23 protein-coding genes are annotated in these 25869 nt (G+C 33.9%); 10 read left to right on the top strand and 13 right to left on the bottom strand.

What is annotated here, in order from left to right:
- Nucleotides 1-31 precede the first annotated feature (31 nt).
- Nucleotides 32-1201, top strand: coding sequence for a tyrosine-type recombinase/integrase (locus ACQKMV_RS05040; RefSeq protein WP_427502668.1), 1170 nt, complete (start codon nucleotides 32-34; stop codon nucleotides 1199-1201).
- A 795-nt stretch (nucleotides 1202-1996) separates the two neighbouring features.
- On the top strand, nucleotides 1997-2302 hold the full coding sequence (locus ACQKMV_RS05035; protein WP_427502667.1) for a hypothetical protein: 306 nt from the start codon (nucleotides 1997-1999) through the stop codon (nucleotides 2300-2302).
- Between the two features lie 752 nt (nucleotides 2303-3054).
- On the opposite strand, the gene ACQKMV_RS05030 is transcribed toward ACQKMV_RS05035, so the two are convergent.
- Complete coding sequence (locus tag ACQKMV_RS05030) at nucleotides 3055-3366, bottom strand: hypothetical protein (protein WP_427502665.1); 312 nt, start codon at nucleotides 3364-3366, stop codon at nucleotides 3055-3057.
- Between the two features lie 199 nt (nucleotides 3367-3565).
- Here ACQKMV_RS05030 and ACQKMV_RS05025 point away from each other — a divergent pair, with 199 nt between their 5' ends.
- Nucleotides 3566-3730, top strand: coding sequence for a YjcZ family sporulation protein (locus ACQKMV_RS05025; RefSeq protein ID WP_427502664.1), 165 nt, complete (start codon nucleotides 3566-3568; stop codon nucleotides 3728-3730).
- A 228-nt stretch (nucleotides 3731-3958) separates the two neighbouring features.
- Nucleotides 3959-4066: a YjcZ family sporulation protein gene (locus ACQKMV_RS05020; protein WP_427502663.1), complete on the top strand. Its 108-nt coding sequence runs from the start codon at nucleotides 3959-3961 to the stop codon at nucleotides 4064-4066.
- Between the two features lie 851 nt (nucleotides 4067-4917).
- On the opposite strand, the gene ACQKMV_RS05015 is transcribed toward ACQKMV_RS05020, so the two are convergent.
- The 3 genes from ACQKMV_RS05015 to ACQKMV_RS05005 form a co-directional block, all read right to left on the bottom strand.
- A complete protein-coding gene (locus tag ACQKMV_RS05015) occupies nucleotides 4918-5946 on the bottom strand; it encodes a serine hydrolase domain-containing protein (protein ID WP_427502662.1) in 1029 nt (342 codons plus the stop codon).
- Nucleotides 5947-5997: 51 nt separating this feature from the next.
- Nucleotides 5998-6564 (bottom strand): MarR family winged helix-turn-helix transcriptional regulator, encoded by a 567-nt coding sequence (locus ACQKMV_RS05010; RefSeq protein ID WP_427502661.1) that lies wholly within the window; start codon nucleotides 6562-6564, stop codon nucleotides 5998-6000.
- Nucleotides 6565-7101: 537 nt separating this feature from the next.
- Entirely contained in the window at nucleotides 7102-7314 is a 213-nt protein-coding gene (locus ACQKMV_RS05005; protein ID WP_427502660.1) for a hypothetical protein, read from the bottom strand.
- A 769-nt stretch (nucleotides 7315-8083) separates the two neighbouring features.
- Between ACQKMV_RS05005 and ACQKMV_RS05000 the strand changes: the two genes are divergently transcribed.
- Complete coding sequence (locus ACQKMV_RS05000; protein ID WP_427502659.1) at nucleotides 8084-9340, top strand: nucleoside permease; 1257 nt, start codon at nucleotides 8084-8086, stop codon at nucleotides 9338-9340.
- Nucleotides 9341-9455: 115 nt separating this feature from the next.
- On the opposite strand, the gene ACQKMV_RS04995 is transcribed toward ACQKMV_RS05000, so the two are convergent.
- Together ACQKMV_RS04995 and ACQKMV_RS04990 are read right to left on the bottom strand one after the other, a co-directional pair.
- On the bottom strand, nucleotides 9456-9917 hold the full coding sequence (locus tag ACQKMV_RS04995) for a VOC family protein (RefSeq protein WP_427502658.1): 462 nt from the start codon (nucleotides 9915-9917) through the stop codon (nucleotides 9456-9458).
- Between the two features lie 192 nt (nucleotides 9918-10109).
- On the bottom strand, nucleotides 10110-11597 hold the full coding sequence (locus ACQKMV_RS04990; protein ID WP_427502657.1) for a methyl-accepting chemotaxis protein: 1488 nt from the start codon (nucleotides 11595-11597) through the stop codon (nucleotides 10110-10112).
- Nucleotides 11598-11737: 140 nt separating this feature from the next.
- On the opposite strand from ACQKMV_RS04990, the gene ACQKMV_RS04985 reads away from it, so the two are divergent.
- Entirely contained in the window at nucleotides 11738-12694 is a 957-nt protein-coding gene (locus ACQKMV_RS04985; RefSeq protein ID WP_427502656.1) for an MBL fold metallo-hydrolase, read from the top strand.
- 42 nt (nucleotides 12695-12736) lie between these two features.
- Here ACQKMV_RS04985 and ACQKMV_RS04980 read toward each other — a convergent pair whose 3' ends face one another.
- A complete protein-coding gene (locus tag ACQKMV_RS04980; RefSeq protein ID WP_427502655.1) occupies nucleotides 12737-13237 on the bottom strand; it encodes an NUDIX hydrolase in 501 nt (166 codons plus the stop codon).
- A gap of 312 nt (nucleotides 13238-13549) precedes the next feature.
- Between ACQKMV_RS04980 and ACQKMV_RS04975 the strand changes: the two genes are divergently transcribed.
- Complete coding sequence (locus ACQKMV_RS04975) at nucleotides 13550-14470, top strand: MBL fold metallo-hydrolase (protein ID WP_427502654.1); 921 nt, start codon at nucleotides 13550-13552, stop codon at nucleotides 14468-14470.
- A gap of 251 nt (nucleotides 14471-14721) precedes the next feature.
- Here ACQKMV_RS04975 and ACQKMV_RS04970 read toward each other — a convergent pair whose 3' ends face one another.
- The 3 genes from ACQKMV_RS04970 to ACQKMV_RS04960 form a co-directional block, all read right to left on the bottom strand.
- The gene (locus ACQKMV_RS04970; RefSeq protein WP_427502653.1) at nucleotides 14722-15084 is read right to left on the bottom strand and encodes a PH domain-containing protein; all 363 of its coding nucleotides are present in this window, start codon (nucleotides 15082-15084) and stop codon (nucleotides 14722-14724) included.
- Between the two features lie 402 nt (nucleotides 15085-15486).
- The gene (locus ACQKMV_RS04965) at nucleotides 15487-17706 is read right to left on the bottom strand and encodes an S-layer homology domain-containing protein (protein WP_427502652.1); all 2220 of its coding nucleotides are present in this window, start codon (nucleotides 17704-17706) and stop codon (nucleotides 15487-15489) included.
- Nucleotides 17707-18005: 299 nt separating this feature from the next.
- A complete protein-coding gene (locus ACQKMV_RS04960) occupies nucleotides 18006-19829 on the bottom strand; it encodes a DNA ligase D (protein ID WP_427502651.1) in 1824 nt (607 codons plus the stop codon).
- A gap of 104 nt (nucleotides 19830-19933) precedes the next feature.
- Here ACQKMV_RS04960 and ACQKMV_RS04955 point away from each other — a divergent pair, with 104 nt between their 5' ends.
- A complete protein-coding gene (locus ACQKMV_RS04955) occupies nucleotides 19934-20752 on the top strand; it encodes a Ku protein (RefSeq protein ID WP_427502650.1) in 819 nt (272 codons plus the stop codon).
- Between the two features lie 44 nt (nucleotides 20753-20796).
- On the opposite strand, the gene ACQKMV_RS04950 is transcribed toward ACQKMV_RS04955, so the two are convergent.
- Entirely contained in the window at nucleotides 20797-21300 is a 504-nt protein-coding gene (locus tag ACQKMV_RS04950) for an AAA family ATPase (protein WP_427502649.1), read from the bottom strand.
- Between the two features lie 285 nt (nucleotides 21301-21585).
- On the opposite strand from ACQKMV_RS04950, the gene ACQKMV_RS04945 reads away from it, so the two are divergent.
- Nucleotides 21586-22341: a class I SAM-dependent methyltransferase gene (locus tag ACQKMV_RS04945; RefSeq protein ID WP_427502648.1), complete on the top strand. Its 756-nt coding sequence runs from the start codon at nucleotides 21586-21588 to the stop codon at nucleotides 22339-22341.
- An 88-nt stretch (nucleotides 22342-22429) separates the two neighbouring features.
- Entirely contained in the window at nucleotides 22430-23431 is a 1002-nt protein-coding gene (locus ACQKMV_RS04940; RefSeq protein ID WP_427502647.1) for a serine hydrolase domain-containing protein, read from the top strand.
- Between the two features lie 217 nt (nucleotides 23432-23648).
- Here ACQKMV_RS04940 and ACQKMV_RS04935 read toward each other — a convergent pair whose 3' ends face one another.
- Entirely contained in the window at nucleotides 23649-24611 is a 963-nt protein-coding gene (locus tag ACQKMV_RS04935; RefSeq protein ID WP_427502646.1) for a DNA/RNA non-specific endonuclease, read from the bottom strand.
- Nucleotides 24612-25058: 447 nt separating this feature from the next.
- The gene (locus ACQKMV_RS04930; protein ID WP_427502645.1) at nucleotides 25059-25370 is read right to left on the bottom strand and encodes a hypothetical protein; all 312 of its coding nucleotides are present in this window, start codon (nucleotides 25368-25370) and stop codon (nucleotides 25059-25061) included.
- Between the last annotated feature and the right edge of the window lie 499 nt (nucleotides 25371-25869).

Raw genomic sequence — 25869 nt, 5'->3', positions numbered from 1 at the left:
CTGCCAGTGTAACTTTATGGAGGTATCGAAAATGGCTAGATATAAACTAAATCCTACAAAAAAAGAAAACATTTATTGGTACCTGAATACCAATAAAAAGAAAAAATTCGCATATCGTTATAGGTTTTATGACCCTAACGGTATGCGAAGAGAGAGAAAGAGACAAAACTTTAACACTAGCCTTGAAGCAGAACGTGCCTTAACTGCTATAAAAGCTACCATATTGAATGGTGGCGAAAAAATTGTAGTTAACGATAATATGATAGTTTCTCAATGGGTCGAAATTTATTTTGAAAGCAAGTTGTCTCATTGGAAAGGAACTACACCTAAATCTTATCGTAATATCATCGACACTTTTATTAAGCCTTTAATTGGTCAATATAAATTATCGAGGCTTACAAAAAGTATTTATCAGTCTAAATTTATCGATAAATTAATTCCTATTGCCGCTCCAAAAAGTATTGAAACGTATCATAATTTTTTCATTGGTTGTATAAATGCAGCTGTAGAAGATGAAATATTAGAAAAGAATCGCATTTTAAAAGCCGAATTACCTCGTATTGAAAAACAAAATAATGACGAGGTTGAAGGAAATTACTTAACTCCTACAGAGTTAGAATATTTATTACAGTGTGTTAAACAATCTTGTGATATTTCTAGGTATACTTTAATTGCAATCCTTGCAGCTACAGGAATGAGACGAGGAGAAGCAAAAGCCTTGCGGTGGTCTGAGGTTGATTTTGAAAATAAATTGATTTATATCAACCGTACTCGTGACGTTCTTGGAGAAAGATCGGCAAAAACGCTTAATAGTATCCGTTCCATTGATATGACAGATGATTTAGCATTTCAGTTGGATCGATATAGGAAATGGTGCATCGAAAGGAAACTAGCATATGGAATGCAACACAAGGATGATGATTTAGTTTTTATTAGTAAAACATGTAAACCATTGAATCAAAATGCTGCCAGACTAACTTTGTTACAAACGCATGAGATTTATGATGTGAAACTAATTTCTCCACATGGTTTAAGGCATACATTTGCTACTATTTCAATTGCAGCTGGCACACCACCTACTACAATAGCAAAAATTCTTGGTATGACCACAGCGACTTTGTTTAAAACATATGCACACTCTTTCGCAGAAAAAGAGAAACAGGCTATGCAAATTCTCAGCAATATAGTGAATTTTAATTAAACTCTTTTAAAATGGGGCACTTTTTGGGGCACCAATATGGTAAACCCCTCCCCGCCCCTTTAGTTTCAAGGGGTTTATAATATTATTATCATAAGTAATCCTTATGACCTTAGTTTGTATCATAATGCTTTTAATTTTTTGATGTGCATAATATGAAGGGTTCGCTGAAAGTACATTTTTATACCTTTTAATTTAAGTGTAATTAAATGTTTTTAACTGGGGTACAACTTGAGGTACAAACCGAGGTACGAGGAGTTTTTTATTAAAATCGTACCACAGCAAAATAATGGTAAATTAAAAACCAAAATTCAGTATTCTCGGACAGGAAATTTAATAGTAGGAAAAACTAACTTACAACTCGTTATTAAAATCGTGAAGCATGTCAAAAAAAGTCACTCATTATTTTTTAAATGAGTAACTTTTGAGAATTAAAGAAAAACTTTTCTCACTATTACGACTGGAAAAATGAAGAATCCCTGAAAAAGCAATTTAATTGTCACGCTAGACCTATTCCGCCATATACAGATAAAATTCCTTGGAATATAGAACCAGCAAAAAAGCAACTAGTGTTATAACATGTAATTAAACAACAATAAAGAGTCCCCATTCGCATACAAATTGGGGATCCTTTTTTAACCACGACAATGCCAAGAGGGTTTGGGTGTAATAAAATTGTCAACTCCTTAAACTCTCCCTCACAAGTTTATTTACAATAATTATGAACAAATGTTAAGTAATTAGTAGGTAACTTATTTAACAATTTTTCGTTTGAAGATATGAGGAGGAAGTATTATTATGATTAATTTATTTAGCATAATACTTGGATTAGTAGCTTTGATTGCCTCATTTGTTAATCTTTTAGGATTTAAAAAACAAAAGAGCAAGAAATGGGTCGCATTTTCTATGATTAGTTTTAGCGCGTGCGCAATTGCAATTAGTTTACAAATTTTTTATAGCTATATATTGGTGAAGAATGAAGATTTTACCTCTCTGATGGATACAATGGGTACTATGGCTTTTGTTTCAGCAATACTTGTCAGCGTTACTATATTATTAAACGTAGTTTCATTTGTTTTGTACCGTGACAAAATTGCAAAGTAATGCAATTGGGTAGATTTAATTAATAACGAAGATCGTCAATTTAACGGTCTTTTTTTCGTTTAAAAGCTGACTAGCTGCAGAAGAAAAAACGTGGTGTGCTTTTCGTTAATTAACCTCCAATAAAGCACATGCACATTTATCTCACTAGGGCTTATCCTAATATATAAAACATTATACAAATGTTTTATATTCTATTTGTCCAAATATAATAGATTAAATAATTTCTAAATAATAGCCATTAAGAGCATAAGGGAAAAGTGCCCCTAAAAAGAATAAGAACTTCCCTTACATCTGGATATTTATTTAATATTTCATTTTTTTCTCACGAGTTATATCATGCCCTTGTTGTTTAATCTGTTGTACATGGACAAGAATGTACAGATGATAAAAATACCAAACTAAAATCCTTGATGTTTTTATAAATAAAGTTTTAATCAATAATAACCCCTGGATACTTGTTAAATAAATTGATGTTCTTTTTCTAATTCAATATTTTTAAAATCAATTTAGCTGCTCTTATTGCTCTATTCGCTTTTGATAATTAGAGGTTGCAATAACTAATCTATCCACAGCTCTGCTTACACCAACATAATAATGAGCTATTCAACTATTGAACTACGCTACATTTAATAATAATTTTTATATCACACCGAAATTGAATACATTTATTTTACATAACAGTCCTTTAAAATATCCCAAATTTGTGTCTTAGTCTAAGCCATTTCATTGATTAAACATAGCCTATACTATATCTATTGAAGGGAGTTAAAAAATGGTAAATCCAATGCGTTTTCCAATGCGTTTCGATGAAGGACGTCGATTTTTCCCAGGTATGAGCCCGTTTCTTCCAGTCGGAAGACCATTTTTTCCAGGCATGAGCCCATTTTTTCCAGGTAGGCCATTTTTTCCAGGCATGAGCCCGTTTTTCCCAGTCGGAAGACCATTTTTTCCAGGCATGAGCCCGTTTTTCCCAGTCGGTAGGCCATTTTTTCCAGGCAGACCATTCTTTCCAGGTAGGCCATTTTTTCCAGGTATGAGCCCGTTTTTCCGTAGATTTTGACCAAACGTCTTTTAGTTTCCCTAAAATTACCGATTTATTAAACGCAAAATTTACAACTGAAGTGTTGGTTACGAAATGTTTATATCTTCAACGTTGTTCAAAAAGATATTAATTTAATAGCGAGGTAACGATTTACGTTCGTTTTGGACTTCCCCTATATCTCACGAGCTATATCATGGCCTTGTTTAAAGGAGGTAAATATCATGGGATACTACGGTAATATGGGTAATTACAATTACAATTGTTATTACAACGGTGGCTATTACGACGGTGGCTATTACGGCGGCGGTCATGGTGGCTCAACATTAGCTCTAATTGTCGTTCTATTTATTCTTTTAATTATTGTCGGCACCACTTTCATGTATTAACTAAAGAGCCCTTGTTAATGCCAATCACAAATAACGAGAATAATATGTAAAGCATATTTAGCTTTACATCACCATATTACACTTTTAGAAGAATGACCTTTTTCATTAAATCTCTTGAGATATAACTAGGATATTTATTTTATTAATAAAATTTATTAAGTGGATAAATATCGCGGTTCCTTTTAACAACAATTCATATTATGGATTATAGGAAGGAGGTAAATTACTATGTCCGAATATTATGGAAGTGGGACTGGTTCAGCATTTGCGCTAATTGTTGTTCTATTCATTCTTTTGATTATTGTCGGCGCTGCTTTCATGCATAAAGGTTATTAATACCCAATACCGCCTATAATGCTCATAACTTTTTAGGATATTATTATCCATTCCCGTCTTATCTTTACAAAGGGTCACAATCCTCCGGTGACCCTTTTTATAGTTTATTTCCTCATATTGTTCATTAGTTTACTGAAGCGTGTGATGACGGAATATAAACTGTTTTGGATAATTCTTGTCATAGCAGTTATAGCTGTATTTTCTTTTAAAAAATCTCGAACTAAATAATCCCTGAAGTTTGGTAGGTATATTCCCACCAAGTTTTTTTCTTTCCTCATAAAATACATAACGAGATAATTTAATTGTGCATATTTTCTGGTTTATCATTGCTTTCATCTTCTTGAAATTTTTATCATACTCTGGCGTATCAATTTATTAAACCAACGATTGGAGCAAATAAAAATGAGTTTAGTTTTATGGATTACTGTTTTTTCAGGTACTTTTATCGCAATTTTCGCCTCTAATCGCAAAAGTAAAAAAAAAAATGAAAGTCCTTGGTGTTGAATTAACAGTGTGTAGTAAGTTAATTTCCGACAGCCTCTTTATATCTTGTGTTACCCCTGATTAGGGGTTTTTTTGTTACTCATTTTCTTAATATTCATTAAAATTGTTAAGGCGATATGACTGATATATCAGAACAACCGTTACTACTTTACATTCAAAACTAATGTATTTTCCTTTAAATAGTGCCCTTTTATAGAATAGCAAGGAAAAGGCGTCTTTAAAATCGATTAAATATTCCTCTACAGCACTCGCCTTTAAGTGATTTGCTTCACACTCCTTTTATTGAAAATAAAAGGAGTAAGTTGAACCATGATAGATTAATCTCCATCATTTTTTGTTGGTAATTCTTATATGTTTTTTGATTTTTGTAGACTTTCTAATAAGGAAATTCCTATATTTTCATCATCATTTCTACCTAACTGATAATTGGCCAAAACTACAGAGGCAACTTTCTTTTCTTTATCTATCCCTAAAAATGAACTAAAACATCCTGTTCCACCGCCATGCAACATAACATTATTGTTTTTCTTTAAAAGATACCACCCAAGACCCATATCATACTTCTTTGTTCCATTTCCATGTTTTTTATGACAAAGGGACAAATAAGGTTTATCTTCGTAAATATTTATTTTTGCATATTTAAGTAAATCAGCAGCAGTTGAACTTATTGCACCCGCTGGTGATATAAGATTTTCTTTGTTCCATTTCCAGTTACCGCAATCATTATTTTTTCTGCTATAACCACGTAAATTATTATTTGATGTACCTAAATAAGTATCGTTTAGACCGAGCTCATTATGAAGAAAGTCATTCATAGTGTCCCAATATCCCCTGCCTGATACAATTCCCAACCCGTAACCAATAAGTGACATACCAAAATTTGAATATTCACATGAATAATCCATTTCTTTCAATTTATTTTTTTCAATTAGCATTTTCATTTTGTTAAAGTCCATATTTAATGGATTATTCCTATTAAAATCATCACCACCACTAACCATACCTAAAATTAGGTTAAAATATTCCCGTTTATTTAATGGTAGTCTTTCTGAATATCCAGAAGAGTGAGTAGCAAGACGGAGCAATGTAGGATAATACTCGTCTTCTTTAAGTTCTTCTATATATTTTTGTATTGAATCGTTTATGGACAACTTGTTTTCAAAGACATATTTTGATAGCAAAGATACAGTAAAAGTCTTTGTAATAGAGCCAATTTCATAATGAAATTTTTTTGATGAATCGAGTTCACCATCTTCATTATAAATTTTTATAACTGTATTATTGTCTGCTAAATAGCCTACAGTTAATTTAATATCTTTTTTTCCTTTACAGGTCTTTTTTATTAATCTTAGCGTTTCATCACTTATTTCAAACATAATGATCGCTCTCCTTTATATTGATATTTATTGGCCGATCCGAATTATTTTTCACATTTTATTTCCATTATTAATTGATTGAATTCTTCGTCTCTCAAATTCCTTCATTACTCTCGATTGTAATTCATTGTTATCTTCATCCATTTTCAAGTTACCCTCTTCTTCAAATCCATCTTGTTCTTCACCGTCAAAACTATAAAGTTTCTTTAAAAGGTCCCACATTGTTTCCAATTCCTCAGTTGAGAATTTTTTAAAAAGGTCTTCCAATAAGAAGATTCCTTTTTCCGCAACAACAAGCAATACCTCTTTTCCATTTTTAGTGATTATTACGTTAACCGCACGTTTATCTTTCTTACTAGGAACTACGTTAACGTAACCCTTATTTTCCATGATTGTAATCAACTGTTTCGTACTCTGTTTTGTGGTACCTAATTTTCTAGCAATATTATTCAAAGTAGTTTCATCTTCAGGTAAATGCGCAATTGCCACCATTGCCATATACTGTCTTGATGTTAAAAGTTCAAGGAATTTGTCACCTTTTACCTGAATTTTATTTGCAAGAGAAAATAAAGTAGCGTAAGTTTGCTGCATTAAAAAAATTTCTTTGTATATATCCATATTTATCCTCCGTTTTAGACAGTTCACTGTCTAATTTAAGCGTATCATATTTTTCGATTTAGTCAATATACTGTCTATTTTATTTTGAAATAAGTCCTTAGTTCAATTAGAAAAAGACTGCCGTTCTTCTCGAAGTTCATTGAAGATAAGTACTAAGTAAGTGAGGTCCAAATTAGCATACTCAGAATTCTGGATGTTTATTTTTCAGCCACTTTAGGAAATGTAGCTGATAATGTCGGCTCTCCTTCCCTGACCTTATTTGATGGCATTCAAAACACCGAAGGCGAGGTGCTAAAAAGGTCAACGATTCGATCATTAATTTTTTACATAAAGATCCACAATATGAGCTGAATTTTCCAGTATTGAGTGCAAGTGTTCAAGAAGTATATAAAATCGAACGCATTACCGAAGTAACAAAAAAAATCCAATTTCTCAATTTTATACTGAGAAATTGGGCTTTTTAATATTGTTATTTCCTTAACTTTGTAAATACCATTGCTGCCACAACTTAGCTGTTTTATTTTTTTTAATAGCATTTTAATTTGTTCTCACAATGATTTGAATTGTATGTGTAATAATAACTAAAAAGCCAAAAACAATACAACATGTCGCTAGCGTACTCTTTTTATGTTTTCTTTGTTTTATAAGTCCAAAAATGATCAGACATAATCCAATCGCAATAGATACTATTGATATAATATTAAAAAATGGTGTGCTTGATGTTATAGATAAAATATTTGCTAATTGCATGTCAACTTCTCCCTTATTCTGATTCTAGGTTTAAATATAGTTCTTTACCAAAATATGTACTTTCCTGCACATTTCACTTCGAAAGGACGATTTGTGTGAGCGTTGCCTATTGCACCTCGTCCCTCATTTCACTTTAGCTATCCTACCGAGTCACCAAAGCCAGCTTCAATGCTTTTCATACCACCAATAACAGGTAATTGCCACATGAGTCGTTTAATATTCCCTTTCATTTTCTACTTTAAATTGTACAAATCGATTTTCTCTTTTTTCTTACTCATTTCTTACGAATTTATTAATTTTGAAAAAAAGCATTCAGTGAAAAATTTGAAATAAAAATGGCACATGTTAATAGTTCGGTTTTATCAATGCTATTGCTTTCATTGATATGAACACGTGAGATGTTGTAATCCCGAATATATAAGTATCGTTAACTGCAAATAAGCGGATTAAAAATTGGCTATTTCACTATCTTTTACTCGATATTATCTCAAAATAGCCAATACCCAAATACCACCATGACGACACCCAAATTAAAATTCGCATGAATCTGACATTAGGAGCAAATGCTTTAGTTATCTCAACAATTCTAGAGGTAGCGAATAATGGAAGAAGGTGCTTTATATTTCCTCAAATACGACAAAAAAATTTTTAATTGAACGTTTCATGCATAATGAATTCATTAAAACAAACATTATAGGATAGCATCATTGTTATTTCATTTTTACCGAAAAAGTAAAAATAACTCCATCACCTTCTCTAGGAGGAAAAAATGAATATAAAATTACGTCTTAAAATTATGATTTTTCTTCAGTTTTTTATTTGGGGATCATGGCTTGTTACGTTTGGTTCTTATATGATCAATACATTGCATTTTACTGGCGCCGAAGTTGGAATTGTGTATAGTTCTAACGGTCTTGCAGCCATTATTATGCCGAGTCTTATAGGCATAATTTCAGATCGTTGGGTAAAAGCAAATGTTTTATACGGAATCTTGCATTTCCTCGGTGCAATTACCCTATTTACAGCTGCTCAAATTTCAGATCCTACCACGATGTTCTGGGTAATGCTCTTTAACTCAATCGTCTACATGCCGACACTTGCTTTATCGAATACAATTTCTTATTTTTACCTGGAGAACAAGGGTTTTGATATTGTAAAGGACTTCCCCCCTATTCGTGTCTTTGGGACAATTGGTTTTATTCTTGCGATGTGGATTATTAGTCTTGCCAAAATCGAATTAAGTAATATTCAGCTATTGATAGCGAGCGGCTCTTCGTTGTTACTTGCACTTTACACAATTACTCTTCCTGCTTGCCCAACTTCTAATGCAATAAAGGACAAGTCGTTGGTCAGCCTTTTGGGACTTGATGCTTTTGTTCTTTTTAAAGATAAAAAAATGGCTTTATTTTTCATTTTTGCAATGCTATTAGGTGTTGCACTTCAAATTACCAATACATTTGGAGATCCGTTTTTACATGACTTCGCGTTGAACCCTGATTATAAAAATAGCTTTGCTGTTAAATATCCAGCTATTTTATTATCAGTGTCACAAATTTCAGAGGTATTCTTTATTCTGACCATTCCATTTTTTTTAAGTAAGTATGGCATTAAAAAAGTAATACTGATCAGTATGGTGGGATGGACATTACGTTTTGTTTTCTTTGGGTATGGAAGCCCGATTGGCGGAGGATTATTACTATTGTTGTTATCAATGATTGTTTACGGTTGCGCATTTGATTTCTTTAATATTTCGGGAGCCATTTTTGTAGAAAAAGAAGTCGATCACCGTATTCGCGGCAGCGCTCAAGGATTATTTAGTACAATGGTCAATGGAATAGGCGCCTATTTAGGAGCTATCATTAGTGGAAAAGTAGTTGATTATTTTACAGTTGAAGGCGTGAGGAATTGGCAAAACATTTGGTTGGTTTTCGGGGCGTATACTCTCGTTTTGGCCATCATTTTTGCAATAACTTTTAACTATAAGCATGACAGTAATAAAATGAAAAATGTAACAATGAAACAGTAAAATATAATTTTTAGTAACAGAAAGAGCCTTACCATCATGGTATAAGGCTCTTTCACTGTAATAGAAATATTTACCAACTGATGTCCAAATGAATTACGCAAAATCCTCTAAAAGCTTAAACGGAATAACGTTTTCTCCACTCTTCAAGAGACATCTCATCAAAACTTTCAATATCATCTAGTCTCAACGGTGTAATTAATTCCAATGAATTTCCATCTGGGTCTGAGAAATAGATTGCAGCATGCGCATGAGGATTGTTTGATAGTACTAGAGGTTGATGTTCTGAAGTAAGGCCAAATTCTGTTCGAACTTCAATGCCAAGAGAAGACAACCACTCTTTTACATGCTCAAGATCTTCTTCGTCAATTTTAAACGCCAAATGTCGGATAGATGGATGGTATTTTATTTGAACACTATCACTTTCCCATAAACCTAACCAACTTTCTCCTTTAACGATCCAAAAGAAAGCTACCTTTCCTTTATTATAGGCGAGTTCTAACCCTAACTTTTGATAAAATACAATCGAGTTTTCTAAATTACTAACTGGTAAATGTGCTTCATATAAACCTTTTATCATGTCAATATTCTCCTATTTCATCATTATTTATGAAATAATATATAAAAAACTCAACCTATTTACATCAATCCTTAGTCTGAAAATTAATAATTTCTAAATTGACGAAGAGATAGGAGCCTATATGTTGACAGAATGCTTCCATGCTTGGAAATATCGGTTATTACCTAAGCCTTGATGTAGGCTTCTAATTTATTAAAAGGATCCCCTTTCCTTTTTCATAACAAGTGTCTTTAAAGTATCGCTTATTTCCTGAATAAGACTAGTTGTGTTCGTCATCATTTCTAGCATATTATGTTCGTCCTCTACCGAGTGCACAATTTCCCCTGTGGAAGTTGCATTTTGTTCAGTCATGTCATTCAGTTTTTCAATCTGTACTTGGATGGTTCCAAATTGGGTAATGGCGCTGCTTAATTCATTCATCCCTCTAGTTAAATCTATATTGGCTTTATTAAATGAATCTTTTAAAACAGTGAAGAAGTTGCTCACATCTTGTAAAAGCATTTCCCCTTGTTGTAACGCTTTTTCTCCGTCATCAGAGCGTTGATGAGCTTCTGTTGATTTTTCGAACAAAGTTCTCGTTACATTCGTAATGCTTACCGTAATAGCGGCACTTTCTTCCGCTAGTTTCCGCACTTCATCTGCAACGATGGCAAAACCTTTACCATGCTCCCCTGCTCTTGCCGCTTCAATTGCAGCATTAAGGGCAAGTAGGTTCGTCTGTTCTGCAATATGCTGTATGCCCTTTAATAAGCTGTCTACGGTTTGCAAACTAGTCTGTAGCTCATTTACAGTTTCAGCTGTAGAACTCATCGCTTGATTCATAACTCCCATCTGCAGCATCGCATCCTGCATTTTCTCCCACCCTACTAAAATCTCCTGCTGCAGATCAGTAGATTTAGAAACAGTATCCTTTGAAATAGCGAATGTTTCGGTAACAAAATGCACAGATTCCTTCATCGTGCCATGAATCATTTGTAGACTAGATGACTCCTGCTGAATACTCGCGGAAATATCCTCAGTAGCTAAAAGAATTTGTTTACTCGTCCCAGTTATACTCTGCATAGTTTGTTGGAATTGTGTAACGTGTTCATCCAATGCTTGACTACTTTTTTCAATTTCCTGAAACGTATTCTCTAGCTGATGTAATGACGACTTCACTTCGTTTTGCTGAATAGTAGCATGCTCAATTAGTTCATTGCCCCATTTTGCTATTAAATAAAGGGCAAGAATAACACCATTCATAATCGCAAGTAGCGTAATGAATACGGTCAAATCATCTAATGGACCTAATAATGATTTAGGATTAGCAATATAAAGAATCAGGAAGCTGATGTTTGTTAGCACGCCAAAAAATAATAGTAATTCTTTTTTAAAATAAAGGGCGATAATGGCCACCGAACAAAGTAAAATATAATGCTTATTTAATGAAAAGCTATCGACTAAAAATAACGTAAAGACAACACTCGAAGGAATCATTCCAAAAATGAATCCTTTAACATACGTGTTAATTGGTAAGAAGTAATTACAAACGGCTAATGCAATAACGGCAAGTCCAACAAATAAGAACATAATGCCCTTTGAAATTATCATCGGTCCACAAATTAAAACAGCCAAAATTGAAATGATGGCTAAATTAACACGATGGACTTTTCGTGTATCGTAGCGAATTTTTTTCTCCATAAATAGTTCCCCCTTTAAAAATGAATGGACATTCAGTGTGTTTTTCTATTATTATAAAGTATAACTTCTACTTTTTGTAGATAAAAAATGCATATTAGAGAATATTTAACACTTCTCGATACTATAAGGGGGATTATTAAATGGGGAGAGTCCAACAACTTGCACCAAATTTTTATTGTATTGATACACATGATTTAAATCGTGAACTACGTACAAGCTCTTATTTGCTTATCGATGAAAAAATCACATTAATCGAGACTTCTGCTAGTCCTTCTATGCCGTATATAGTAGAAGGTTTAAATGAATTACATATTGATCTTGAGGATATTCAATATGTAATTGTTACACATATCCATTTAGACCATGCTGGGGGTGCAGGCTTATTTTTACAAAGCTGTCCAAACGCTAAATTCGTTGTACATCCACGTGGTGTATCTCATATGGTTGATCCTAGTCGCCTAATCGCAAGTGCAAAGAGTGTTTACGGAGTAGAATTCGATCGTCTATTTGATCCAATTGTACCTATTGATGCTGAACGCATTATAGAAATTGGACATGAGGAGGTACTATCTTTAGGTCAACATCAGCTAACGTTTTATCATACAGAAGGTCATGCAAAGCATCATGTTTCCATGCTTTATTCCGCTACGAATGGATTGTTTGTTGGAGATACAACTGGTGTGCGTTATCCGGAAATGGAGAGCGAATCGATCGATTTGATTATTCCCTCCACATCACCAAATCAGTATGATCCAGATACGATGGAGCAATCAATCCAGCTTTATGAAACCTTAAATGCTACAGAATTGTATTTTGGTCATTTCGGTGCTTATAAAAATCCAGATGAAGCTTATAGACAAGTGCGCTATTGGACACCGCTATTTTTAGCTGAAGGGGAAAAGGCGTTAACGGTATCTAGTGATTTTAAAGAACAAGTACAATTTTTAGATACACGCCTAAAGGAACTTTTGCACAACTATTTACAGGAAAATGGCATCGTAGAAAATCATCCGGTTTATCAAACAATCCCCTTCGATACTATTGTTTCGGCAATGGGAATTTTGGATTACTTAGAGAAAAAGAATGCCAATAATTAAAGCAGACTTAACTGGAGAGGAGAAAATCCTCTCTGTTTTCTTTTATGTACTTTTTTCTTCAACGGTTACGAAATGTTTGATTGCAGCAGGCAAGCAAGCGAGTTCTGATTTAAAGAACTCAGGGAATAGAAAGGCATCCTGAAGATTTGAAATAGGTAACCATTCTAACCTTTCTTCAATACCATCACTGGTGTAGCTTTCACACTTCAGTTCGACTTCATTTGATTTCATTAAATAAAAGAATGATATTTCATGAAATTGCGTTTCTCCATATGTATCACTTTGAAGTGGAAAAAAGTTTTCATGAATAAACACTAAACGATCAACTTCAAAATGCACTTTGGTTTCTTCAAAGCATTCGCGGATAATGGCTTCTTCCAAAGTTTCCTGTAATTTCACTCTTCCCCCGACTGAGTAGTAGTAAGGGTCACGATTATTTTTAACCATTAGCACTTTTTCATCACGGAGAATTATAGCGCCCACCCTCATATTGAACACCCCATCTTTAGTTGGGAATGTAATGTCCTGCTTTTGTTTATCCATCAGAATCACCTGCCTTTCAACTGTTAACTTTATCACTCTTTGTAGCCATCTTTTCTCAACATTGCACTGGACTACATTTGCATATATTCTTGGTTCGTTTTTAACGAGCCTTAAAATTTCAACTAGAGCAGCTATCCTCCCTGCCCTGATAAATTAGCATTTGGCAAAAATAAAACTTTATCATATTTTACCATATAAAAACACATGTATTATAGGAACAACGGATACATATACAGATGTAGCAACTTTTTAAAGGTATTGTTTTAATCATTATAGAATATAGGGAATTAAATAAAATAAGAGGTGAGTTAAATGAATGATGCGTTTTATAGTAAACACTTTCAGCTAGAACAAATTAGTCAAGGTATTTATGCAGCAATAGCTAAAGAAGGCGGCGGGGCTGTAGCAAATGCAGGTTTTGTGGATTTAGGCGATAAAGTTATCATTTTTGATACATTTAACACACAACAAGCATCTGAAGACTTAAAGCTCATAGCTGAAAAAATAACAAAACGAGCTGTTACATGGGTTGTTAACAGTCATTGGCATGGCGACCATATTCGAGGCAACCAAACATTTAAAGATTCTATTATTATTTCAAGCCAAATTACATACTCAAAAATAAGAGACGTTCACCCCTCAAGATTTAGTAAACAAAAAAATGATATTCAAGGTTTAAAAGACTATATTCAATCCTTAAAAGAACAGCTACATCAAACTAACGATCCCACAATACAATACCAAATAAATTCTCTATATGAATTAAAAGATTCTTTACCTACATTAGAATTAGTATTACCGAACCAAACGTTTAACAATGAAATAACCTTTCAAGGAACGAAGTGCTGTGCAAAACTTTTTACGTTGGGAGGAGGCCATTCATTTTGTGATGCAATGCTTTATATTCCTAATGAGAAAGTAATATTCATGGGTGATTTATTATTTGTGAATTGTCATCCAACGTTTTTTGAAGAGTCTGATCCTGTGAGATGGAGCAATATCTTAAAAAAAGTTGAAAGACTAGAAATTGACGTGGCTGTACCCGGACACGGTCCAACAGGTACAAAAGAAGATATCTCAGAAATAATTAATTACATTTCAGAACTAACTTCCATTGCAGAAAAAAGTAACCAAAACGAGGATCTAGAAATACCTGAAATCTTTAAAGATTGGAGTTCACCGGAGATGTTCCAACAAAATATAAAACGACTAAGAGAATTGTCAATTCAATAAAACAAGCATTCCCATCAAACCTGCTATAAATTAAAAAGACTCCTTTAAAAAAGGCTGTGTTAATAAAAAAATAACAAGGGGAACCTGAATAAATGTAGTTCCCCATCCTTATTCTTTTAGTACAAATCTCCATAGTCTTTTATAAAAGCAAATGTTTTCTAACTTTTCATCATTTACTGAACCAATATCATAAAATTCGATTTTCATTTTTCACCTCATTCATTTTTCATTTGCATAGGGTTTTAACCTATTTACTCGAATTGCTGATTGTGCGGAATCTGTGCATGAGGACACCGTTTTTTTAACTCGATGATAAACTTCAATTTATCTTTTGGTAAAATTTTTATACTACCATGAGCTTCTGTATTATAAAATATTTCAAGTCCCTTATCAGATGATGAAATTCGATAACCAGTAAACTTATCTATCGTTGGAGAAACCTTTGTTATACTTTGATACGGAATTTTACTTTTGAATGGTCCACCTTTAACTAAAAGATAATTTTCACAGAAAATAAACTTAATAGAATTTGCGTACCACCATATAAAAATTGCTGAAATTATAAACATTACAGACATAATAAATACTGTTGAAAATGATATAATTGGAAGCATTGATCTAGCCCCCAATATCCAAATCAATAAGAATATTAAGATTAAAGAAAAGATATCTGCTTTTGAATGATAAACCATAAGAGTTATCCTACCTTTCTTATTAATGTTGCAGGGATGAATCCCTTCACAATACAAGGGTATATGTTGATTATATCAATCCTAAGGCAAGAGGTTCGAGTTTAAGAAAAATAAAAACAGATGCCATTGATATCTATTTCAAAAGATTTACACACAAAACTCATTACAGTCAAAAAGTTTTTTTGAATTCATGCATTTCAATGATAAGAAAAATTTCCCGAAAATGCTATTGCTAAAGGACGATGTTTATATTCTCTTAAGATTTGGAAGGTACAAATTGAAAAAAGGCGCATTAGGAAACGTTGATTTCCATTGCGCCTTTTCTTATTTAGTAATTGTTCGTGCTAAAAATGCGGAGAAGTGTTGTCGTGTTAATGGTTGATTCGGTTTAAAATAACCATTTTCGCCCGTTGTAATACCATATTGAGCTAAAATTTGTACGTATTCATAGTACCAATCCGCTTTTGACACGTCTATAAAAGTAATCGGGAAACCTTTCTTTGGTTCTAATTGGTAAGCTTTTACTAAGATCTTCGCCATTTGTGCTCGCGTGATTGTTCCATTTGGATTAAAACCATTCGGATTTTTATCGATAATCCCGCCACTGACAAGCTTTTGGATATTCGTATAATTTGGATGCGTAATAGGAACGTCTGGGAATTCATATGTGTTTAACATTATTGGAATACTAGGTGCATTCGCACGAGCAATCATTGCTGCAACATGCTGACGTTGCATTGGATTTGTTGGTTTAAACGTATTATCTTCATAGCCTGTAATGATGTCAAGGCGACGAATATTCATAATTTCCTTATAATACATGTGTGTTATTGGGACATCTTTAAAATCATCAGTTATTACATCATTAAATAAAAGGGTATATTCCCCCTCACTCATTGCAGTAGCTTTTACATAATACGTTCCTTTCTTTAATTCCTCCTCACTGCTTTGTTTATTATTCCTCCCTTCCCAAATTACGTTATTGAAAGCATCAAGTATTTGTATGTTCATTGTACTTACTTGAAGAGGATCCATTATCCAAGAAATAGTTTTTGTTTTATCGATTGTAAATGTGTAATAATCAACGTCATGACGCGCATCAAAATAGCCATACATCATGTTATTGAAGTGAACAGGGGAAGCGTTACTCCTTGTGTCGTTCCCTTCTTGTTCAGCATAATCACTCTTTGTCGTTACTTGAATTGTATATGGTTTTGATTCATATGTAGAAATCCCCACATAGTAAGTACCTTTACCTAAACCTATTGAATACGTTAGATCGCTTATTACTTCCCAACGATTCCATTCACCAATAGTGTTGCCGTTTGCATCTGAAACCGATAATGATGTATTTGTCGGAGCGTCTAAATCAATATGGAATTCTTGGTAACCGGGTTTTTCAACATTTAATTTATAAACATTATATTCTCCTTCTCTTCCGGGTGAAATAGCACGCAATGGTGTATTGAAGGGAAGTACCTGTGCAGTTTGATTTGAATTGTTATCTTCAATATTAGGATAAGCATTTTCTTCAAAAGATAACGTAAGTGCATACTTTTCATTATCCGATTTTGGTACGACCTTTAAATAATAATTGCCAGGTTCTAAGCCCATTTGGAATGATTTCTTACTGCTAAATTTAAATAATTCTTTGCCACTTTTATTATAGACATAAAAGTCATATTCTTTGTAGAAGTCTTGACTATCTTTTTGCAAATCAATGTTAGCAAAACCTAGTTTTGGTACAGAAAATGCAAACATATCTTCATCGGAGAAGTGGTTAGCGCTCGCAATTATTTGTTTGTTTAATGGTAGAGCTGTTGCTGTCTCCATTGTATTATTGAATTCGAATTCGCTGTTTTTTGGAGCATCTGTAAACGAATATGTAAATTCATAGTTATCGCCTTTGGCTTCGATAAAGTAAGTACCACGTTTAATTGGAACTGTTAAATTACCGTAATGGTCATAGCTTAACAATTTATTTTCGTCGCTGTACACGGCTAGGCTAGTCTTTGTCCCAGAAACATGTAGGTATTGATCTTCTTGTGAAGTGATTTTGTAATAGTCTACGCCAGGGCCTAAACTTGTTGTACCTTTAATAGTTGTATTTGCAGGAATTTCTGGAACTTGTGAAGATATTCTATCATTCGGCTCAACATCGTATGTGTGACCCGCAGTAAATCTTGTTGTAAAAGCAAAGGAGGCTTCAGGGATGCGTTCCAAAGTACTGATCCGCAGTTTATATGTTCCTGCCTTTACGCCGTATGTTGCAGAAAGGCCATCTATCCCAATCGTTCCCCTATCTATAAAAAAATATAATTGATTACCATAAAGTTCAAACTCCGGATACATTTTGTTTTGAGCACCTTCAAAATCAATCGTTAAAAAGCCAAGCTCTGGAATCGTAATATCGTATGTAAGCCATTGATTTTGTTTGGCAGTTCCAGTTATTTTTTCATCAAGCGAAATCGATGCAGCGTCAGCCGCTGTAGCGAATATGGCACTAAAAACAACTGCCAGTAAATAAGCGTGAATTTTTTTCATAATATACCTCCAAAAACCTAAATATATCAAAATCTTAACATACAATAAAAGGGTTTTTGAACTGGTAAAAAATGATTTTATGTTTTGGATAGTATGAAAAACTCCTTCTTCTCTGCAAGAGGTTCAAATTTAAGAAAAATAAAAAAAGATGCCATTGAGTTCAATCTTCATTGTGAGTAGTTTTATATATCAATTAGAACCATTTAAAAAGCATCGGCACTGAAGTCGATGCTTTTTGTACGTAAATTTTGCCCCTATCTTCTACCTTTTCTAATTTCTAGTCGTACTTAGAATGTAAATCATTGCTCCTTTAACCGTTCTAAAGCTGATTGAAAATCCTGGCTCTCCCCTACTTGACGGAAATTTTTAAATGGGTTGCTCACTTTTTTCATTCGCTCCAGTATAGCTGGAATAGTAAAGAGGTCTGGCGTTAAATGCTCATTAACCTCCTCCCAGTGTAATGGCGTTGCCACTAAGCCCTTCTCATTCCCACGAGTTGAGTATGGCGCAATAATCGTCTTACCTTCTGCATGCTGCACATAATCTAAATATAACTTTTGATGTCTATTCTTCTTTAAACGCTCAATCGTATACAATTCCGGTTTTTGCTCACATAAAAAACGACAGATAAATTCAGTAAATACTCGTACCTCCTCATAAGTAAAGGTATTTTCAGGTAACGGTATATAAAGCTGTAATCCTTTGCCTCCCGATGTTTTCACAAAAGATTGGAGCTTAAAATAATCGATCATTTCCTTTAAATCTAGTGCCCCTGAAACTGCAAGCGAAAATTGATAGACAGAAGGAGGATCTAGATCAAAAACAATTTCAGTCGGATACTCTGTTTGTAAAGTTTGGAATGGTATGTGAAGCTCTAATGCAAGCTGATTGCCTAGCCATAATAATGTTTCAAGATTGTTGCACACAAGATAATTAATATCATCCATCCACCCTGTTGAAGCAAATTCAGGGAACTTCTCTGGACTACTTTTTTGATAAAAGCTTTCCCCCGGAACCCCATGCGGAAACCGAATTAATGTAAGTGGACGATTACGAAGAAAAGGTAATAAATACGGAGAAATCAGTTGCAAATAGTGCAAATAATCATCTTTCGTAATACCGATTTCAGGCCAAACAGGCTTATCAGGATGCGTAATCTGAAGCGAATCTGGTATAGGATAAAGTTGACGTTGCATATGCTGCCAATGACAGTCCTCTGGCAACATTTCCAGTCGAAATGCATGGAAACGCGGTTCTCGACATTTGCTTCCATCGAAATCAATACATGCGATATCAAGACAAATGGATGGCTCCAGCTCCCATGTTTCATTTTTCCTCTGTCCATTTTCTTGAAAAAAAACAATGAGTGTTTTCCGTTCTTCCTCTGACATTCCATGTTTAAAAATAACTACTTCAACTAGCTCCCCCTGTTGATAAATACTACCATGAAAATAACCATTTCCATGATCATATTTCGTGACTATGACCGTTACATATCTCCAATTCTTTATTTTTAACCAATGTGTTGAGCGTGTATCTCCAACCCATTTACTCGTTTTCTTTTTCGCAATCATTCCTTCACCATTGTAAACTTTAATATCCTGCCAAAGAGATTCGCTATTTTCCACACAGCTAATCATTTGCAAAGGACATGGATCCTCATAATTGACAGTCACAGGGAGCTTTAAAGTCGTAAAAATCTTAGAAAGTTGTTGTTTGCGTGTTTTTAAATATTTATTTGTCAGCGACTCCCCTTTATAGCTTAGTAAATCAAATGCAATATAGTGACAAGGAAAGTCTTTTGCATGATTAGCAATAACTTCTTTATTTTGCATCCGCCCTCTTTTTTGGACTTGAGAAAAATCACTATTGAAGTTATTCGTTAAATAAACTAATTCACCATCAAATGTTAATGGTAAAAACTTTTTAACTTTATTAAATAAGCCCTTACAAAAATCGAGTATTTCTGGAAACAAGTGATTTAAGTTATTGCCATTTCTGCTTATTAACATCGGCTGTTCGTCCCAAACTAACATACATCTAAATCCATCATATTTTGTTTCGTACATCCACTCCTCACCAATAGGCGTTTCGAGCACTTCCGTTAATAGCATTGGTTTCATGTGAATACCTACTTTGCTTTTTACCTACAGTTTTTGACGATTTCACTTTAAGATACATAAAAATAAGCAAAATATATCATAGTAAGAAAAACGAGGTGATACAAATGCATACAGTTTGGAAAGGCAGTATCTCATTTGGTCTTGTAAATATACCGGTAAAACTTCATGCCGCAACAGAAAATAAAGACATTAAATTACGTCAGCTCCATAAAGATTGTCATACACCTATTAGCTATAAAAAAGTTTGTGAAGGCTGTAACCAAGAAGTAAAAGATGAGGATATTGTCAAGGCTTATGAATATGCCAAAAATAAGTATGTCGTATTAGATCAAGAAGAATTAGAGAACTTGCGCAAGGAAAATGAAGATAAGGCTGTTGAAATCATTGATTTTGTGAAATTAACTGAAATCGATCCTATTTACTTTGAACGTACTTATTTTTTATCCCCCGATACGACTGGCGGTAAGGCCTATTCCCTATTACGTCAAACATTAGAGCAATCTGGAAAAATAGGCGTTGCTAAAATTATTATCCGTTCAAAAGAGCAATTAGCGATTGTCCGTGTTTATCAAAACTCTTTAGTAATGGAAACGATTCATTTCCCTGATGAAGTAAGAAGTGTTAGTGATGTTCCAAATATTCCAAGCGAACAAAACATTGTTCCAAAAGAGCTGGAAACCGCACTGATGCTAGTCGATCAGTTAACAACAGAATTTAATCCCGAAAAATATACAGACGACTATCGCAATGCTTTAATGGAGCTTATAGAGGAGAAAAAAGCTACGAATACAATCTCGACTAGCGATAAACGTCCGGTTCCTGATAATGTCACGGACTTAATGACAGCACTTCAAGCCTCCTTAGAGAAAACGAAAAAGCCTGCAACGAGAAAACGAGCAACGAAAACGAAGAAAAATGCTTAAAAAATACACGTAAGAAGCGTATCCATTGATTTTGGATACGCTTTTTAAAATATTTCTCTTTTGTTTGATATAACTAATATCTTGTCACTATACATTCCAAATTTGCTATAAAAATTAGGTTTGCCAATCTCCTCAAAATGACGATTCCATTTAAACATTTTTATAAATATTGAAAAGGTCGGTTTGTAATTGGACATTTCCAAACCGAGTTTTTGTAACGTAAATCTCTTTATTATTCGATAGATTCTGATGAAATAATTCGTATCTAAGAAAATAATTAAGTCGGCATTCGAAAAGCTTTGTGATACCCAGTCCTCATTATGAACGCCCTCAATAATCCACGCATTTGTAAGAATGATATTATTCAAATAATCAACTTTTTGTTGTTCGGTTCTTCTAATGTCACCTGAACTTTGTCTATTCCAAACAACATTATCTAACTCATAATATGGAATATTTAATTTCGCGGATAATTCTTTCGCTAACGTTGTTTTTCCACTCCCAACAGAGCCAATGATATGTATTTTTTGAGGAAATTTATTGCTCAAATGAACCCTCCTCTTTATCTTTAGAGATTAATATTACGGATCATAACACAAATTTTTAAGAACGTTTGTTAAACGAGCCATTATAAGTTGATTGGAGTGAAGGCTGGACGACACCTTGGAGATCAGCGCCAGAGATTAGACCTTGAAGCGAGCATGCAGAGGAACGAAAGCACCAGCCGGAACGGAAATCAATTCCACGTTCACGATATAATCTAATTTGTGGGAATATTGGATTTATTATACAATATCACTTATATAAAGATAAAGGTGAAGGAGTTAGATTGTATGTATCAAAATGAGTTTAATGGAAATTTAGAGAAATATAATAACCCTATCGAATATGACACACTCTACGAAAATTACAAAGTAGATTTACATTTTATCGAAAACCTTCTTAAAAATAATAACGATACAATTATTGAATTAGCTTGTGGAACAGGTCGATTAGCTATCCCCTTAGCCAAGCGAGGATTTGACGTTTATGCAATAGATATTCATGAAGGGATGATTCAGCTAGCAATTGAAAAGGCGAAAAAGCAAGATGTCCACGTGAATTTTACTGTGCAAGACTGCACGCAGCTTCAATTACCAATCACATCAAGTTTTATCTATATGACAGGTAATACCTTTCAACATTTTTTAAGTAACGAAAGTCAAAATGCTTTATTGCAATCCGTCAAAAAGCACTTACATCCAGGTGGAGAATTTGTATTTGATACGAGAAATGCTCTTCTAAACGAACTATCTATCGTGGATGAATACGAAGAAAGTTCAGTCAATAGCAAAGGAGAAAAACTAATTATTCAGCATCGTGACGAATATGACCCCATCACACAAATTTTAAATTGCCGTTCTATTAATAAGTTAGAACACACTACTTTCGAAGATGCTATTCGACTTCGCTATACATACCCAATGGAAATGAAAAGGCTATTAGAACAAAATGGGTTCGAATTGTTACACATATATGGGTCATGGAACAAAAGTGACTTAACAAAAGATAGTGTATCTATGATTGTACACGCACGGTTAAGAAAATAAATACCTTATTCACAAACATCAGTTCCCTTTTCTGCTATAATAAAGAAAAAAGCTAGGAGCTAAATAGATAATAAACATTCGTGAACGCATGGAGCATTACCATATAACAGGTTTAAGTCTTGTAGCTATCGAAAAGGGAAAAATCAGTAGAACAGATCAATTTGGTGTTCTGGAGGCAAGTACCGATAAAAACATTGATGAGCACTCCATTTTCAACGCTTGTTCAATCAGTAAATTTCTAACAAGCATGTTAGTAATGAAATTGGTGGAACAAGGGATCGTAGACTTGGATGAAGATGTTAATAAAAAACTAGTGTCATGGAAGGTTCCTAACAATCAATTTACGAAGCATAAAAAGGTTACATTACGAAACTTACTAAGTCATCAATCTGGTATTGTGGACCCTGAAGGCAGTTTTATGCCCATAGAATCATTCAAGGAAACGCCATCCATGGTAGAAATATTGCAAGGTAAAACTCCTTATTGCCCTAATTCAACCGAAGTGACTTATGAACCTGAAAGTGAATTTCACTATTCTGATGCAGGCTTTTGTCTTATTCAATTATTAATAGAAGATATAACTCAAAAACCTTTTTCTCATCTCATGGACACATTTATTTTTAAGCCACTGAGCATGACAAACAGTACATTTTCAACCTCTCTTTCCACATTAAATATGGATACTTTCGCTTGTGGGCATGATCGAAATGGAGCGTTAATTCCAGGGAAATATTCTATTTACCCTTCACTTGCAGCTTGTGGGATATGGACTACCCCCAGTGATTTAACAAAATTATTACTGGATGTTATGAATGCTTTCAAAGGGCAAAGTAAAATCGGCCTTACTACAAAACTAGTAAGAGAATTGTTCCGCTCACAGGGATGTAAGGAATGGACGGGCCTTGGCGTATTTCTAGATGGCACGGACGAGAAGCTCGAATTTTCCTCTCTTGGCTGGGGTGTTGGGTTTCAATGTATGCTAGTTGCCTATCCATACCTCGAACAAGGACTTGTTATGATGACTAATACTGATACCGGTATGCATCAAATGAAGGGAATCATGGGTGAAATCTATCATTCGCTTTATTAAGAACAGAAAAAGAGGCATGTTATTTTATCTTAGGGTGACAACCTTCAAGTATGTAAATAAATTGACCAAACATATTATATAAAAATATGTTTGGTCGATTTTTTATGATTCTGTTCGTAACGATTGTTGTTTTACCTTGTCTTACTCAACTAAAGGGCAATTTCTATAAAGTCATCCATTTATTTCATTCATTAACTTTACCTTGAGTTCTAGGTGCTTATTCCCCTACCATACCGTCGTTATCATTATCTTGCATATATGGATATAACCAGTGATCACTCGTTATTGGCATGCTATAACCTGCTGCTTTTGCTTCTTTAATCGTTACTTGACCATTTCCATCTGTATCAACGCTAGAAATATCTTCAGTGCTATTCAAAGCATTGGACTTATTAGAACTTGTTGACTTATTTGAGTTAGTTGACTTATTTGAGCTAGTTGATTTACTTTCAGTTAATCCTATAGATTTATTTATTTCATCAGGGTTGCCGTTATCAAACTCATCTACAATTTTATTCCCTTTTAAAGTGTAAGTGTACTTGTAATGAGATGGAATCTGCGTTTCCGTATTAGGATATGTGATTATTGCTTCAAAATTAGTAGCTCCACCAGCTTTACGAATAGCGTCTTCCATATATGCTTGATCACCATGTCGGTTAAGCGTACTATCTTGTGGCGTAATATTATAAGCATTTGATACCCCACCAAGAGAATCTGCAATAACATGTCCTTCATCTAAATCTGCTCTTTCGACACCAGGAACTTTTGCTTCATCAGCGTAGTATCTGCCAGACGATGTTACAGGTTCGTTACGATCATCTTGTAGAACGATTTCGTTAGCAATTACACGGATTATTTGCCCGTGTTCATTCGTAAAGGACCAATACTCTCGATCCCCAAAACCAATGTCAACGACGACGTTAGGTTCACGATGTCCAGACAAATCACCACCATCAACTTCAATTAGTTTGTAACCTTTGAACAGTTGATCTTTTGATTGAGTTGATGTTTCCTCTACTACTTGTTTTTCAGTCGTCGTTTTTTCTTTTTCACTATTTTTTGTAGTTACTTCTTGTGAATCAGCTTTCCCATCAGTATTCGATACATCATCTACGTTAGTACAACCAACTATAAAGATGGCAGTTAAAAGTAAGATTAAATAGTTTATTTTCTTTTTCATTTTGGGACTCCTTATAATATTTTTTTTACTGAACATTCTAGAGATCTTTGGATAAAACATAAATTAACATTGTTAACCTATTTAAAATAGTATATTACAAAATTAATTTTATTACAGTAGATACTTAGTTCGAAGTATGTAGTGTTAAATTCCAATAAAGATTAGAAGAGTCCATTGCATTATATTTTTCAAATATAAAATTTAGCTATACTTATTTATGGCGGAATAATTGCTTTCACAATCTTACCTATACTTTTATATCAATATTCAGTTTTAAAAAAGATGTTATTTAGTAATATTGGTTCTAGTACTGAAAAAGGCACAATTCCAATTCACGAAATGTGCCCAATTGTTTAATATTAAAAGACCCGAAAGCCACCGTTAGCTTAATTACACTCTCTTAAAACCTAAAGTATATTTCAATCGTACGAACAGGAAACTAATATCCTACTTTTTGTTCTGTCGATATACAATAAAAGTAAGTCCATTTAATATGAATGTAAAAATGAGAAGAACTGCTGTGGCTATCACTACTGCATGTGTTGTGTCCATTAGTGCCGACCAATCCTCAATTTTTACTAAATGATAATTATAGAAAATCTGAAAACTAAGTGAAATAGCACAGGCACTGATGCTGATAACGGAAAGGACGCCCCAATTCTTATGTTCATGTTTTTTATTTCGCATGAGATTAATAACTGGAAGTATCCAAGCGATTAGTCCAAGAAAGAGACTGCCAATATTAAGCCAACCAATCATATCTAATCCCTCTTTCCATTTTTTATTGTTGTCTAACAATACTTAACGGTAAATTGTAGGAAAGGTTTCAATTATTAACACTAACCGTATTTAATTAACCTGTATTATTCAACAATATGGTCCTATTGTTGAACAATAAGTTAAACAACACTCTTCAACTAAACTCCGTTAGTTCAATAAAGAAAAAAAGAGCTGCATAAGCAACTCAATGATCTTCAAGTAAAGCACCCTTTAGCCATCCATGTAGCGCAAAAACCAGCGCTACACCACAGAAAATGAAAGATGATTAAGTTCTTTCATGGGAGTTTAAGAAGAACAGCGACGCTTCTTCCACAATCGCGCCCGATCGTATTATAAGGTCAGCCAGAAAATATTTCTGGTTGACCATTTTTTATATCGATATATGATAACGGTAGCCGGGGTAGAACGTTCGCGCCCGTGGGGCTAAGACACCGTCCGCAAAACAGTTCGCCCCCTACTTGTAGAAACATGTTTGAGG

Source organism: Lysinibacillus sp. NPDC094403, from assembly GCF_050278745.1.
Lineage (GTDB): Bacteria > Bacillota > Bacilli > Bacillales_A > Planococcaceae > Lysinibacillus.
Note: the sequence above shows the minus strand (reverse complement) of the source record. Positions and strands in the feature narration are given on the sequence as shown.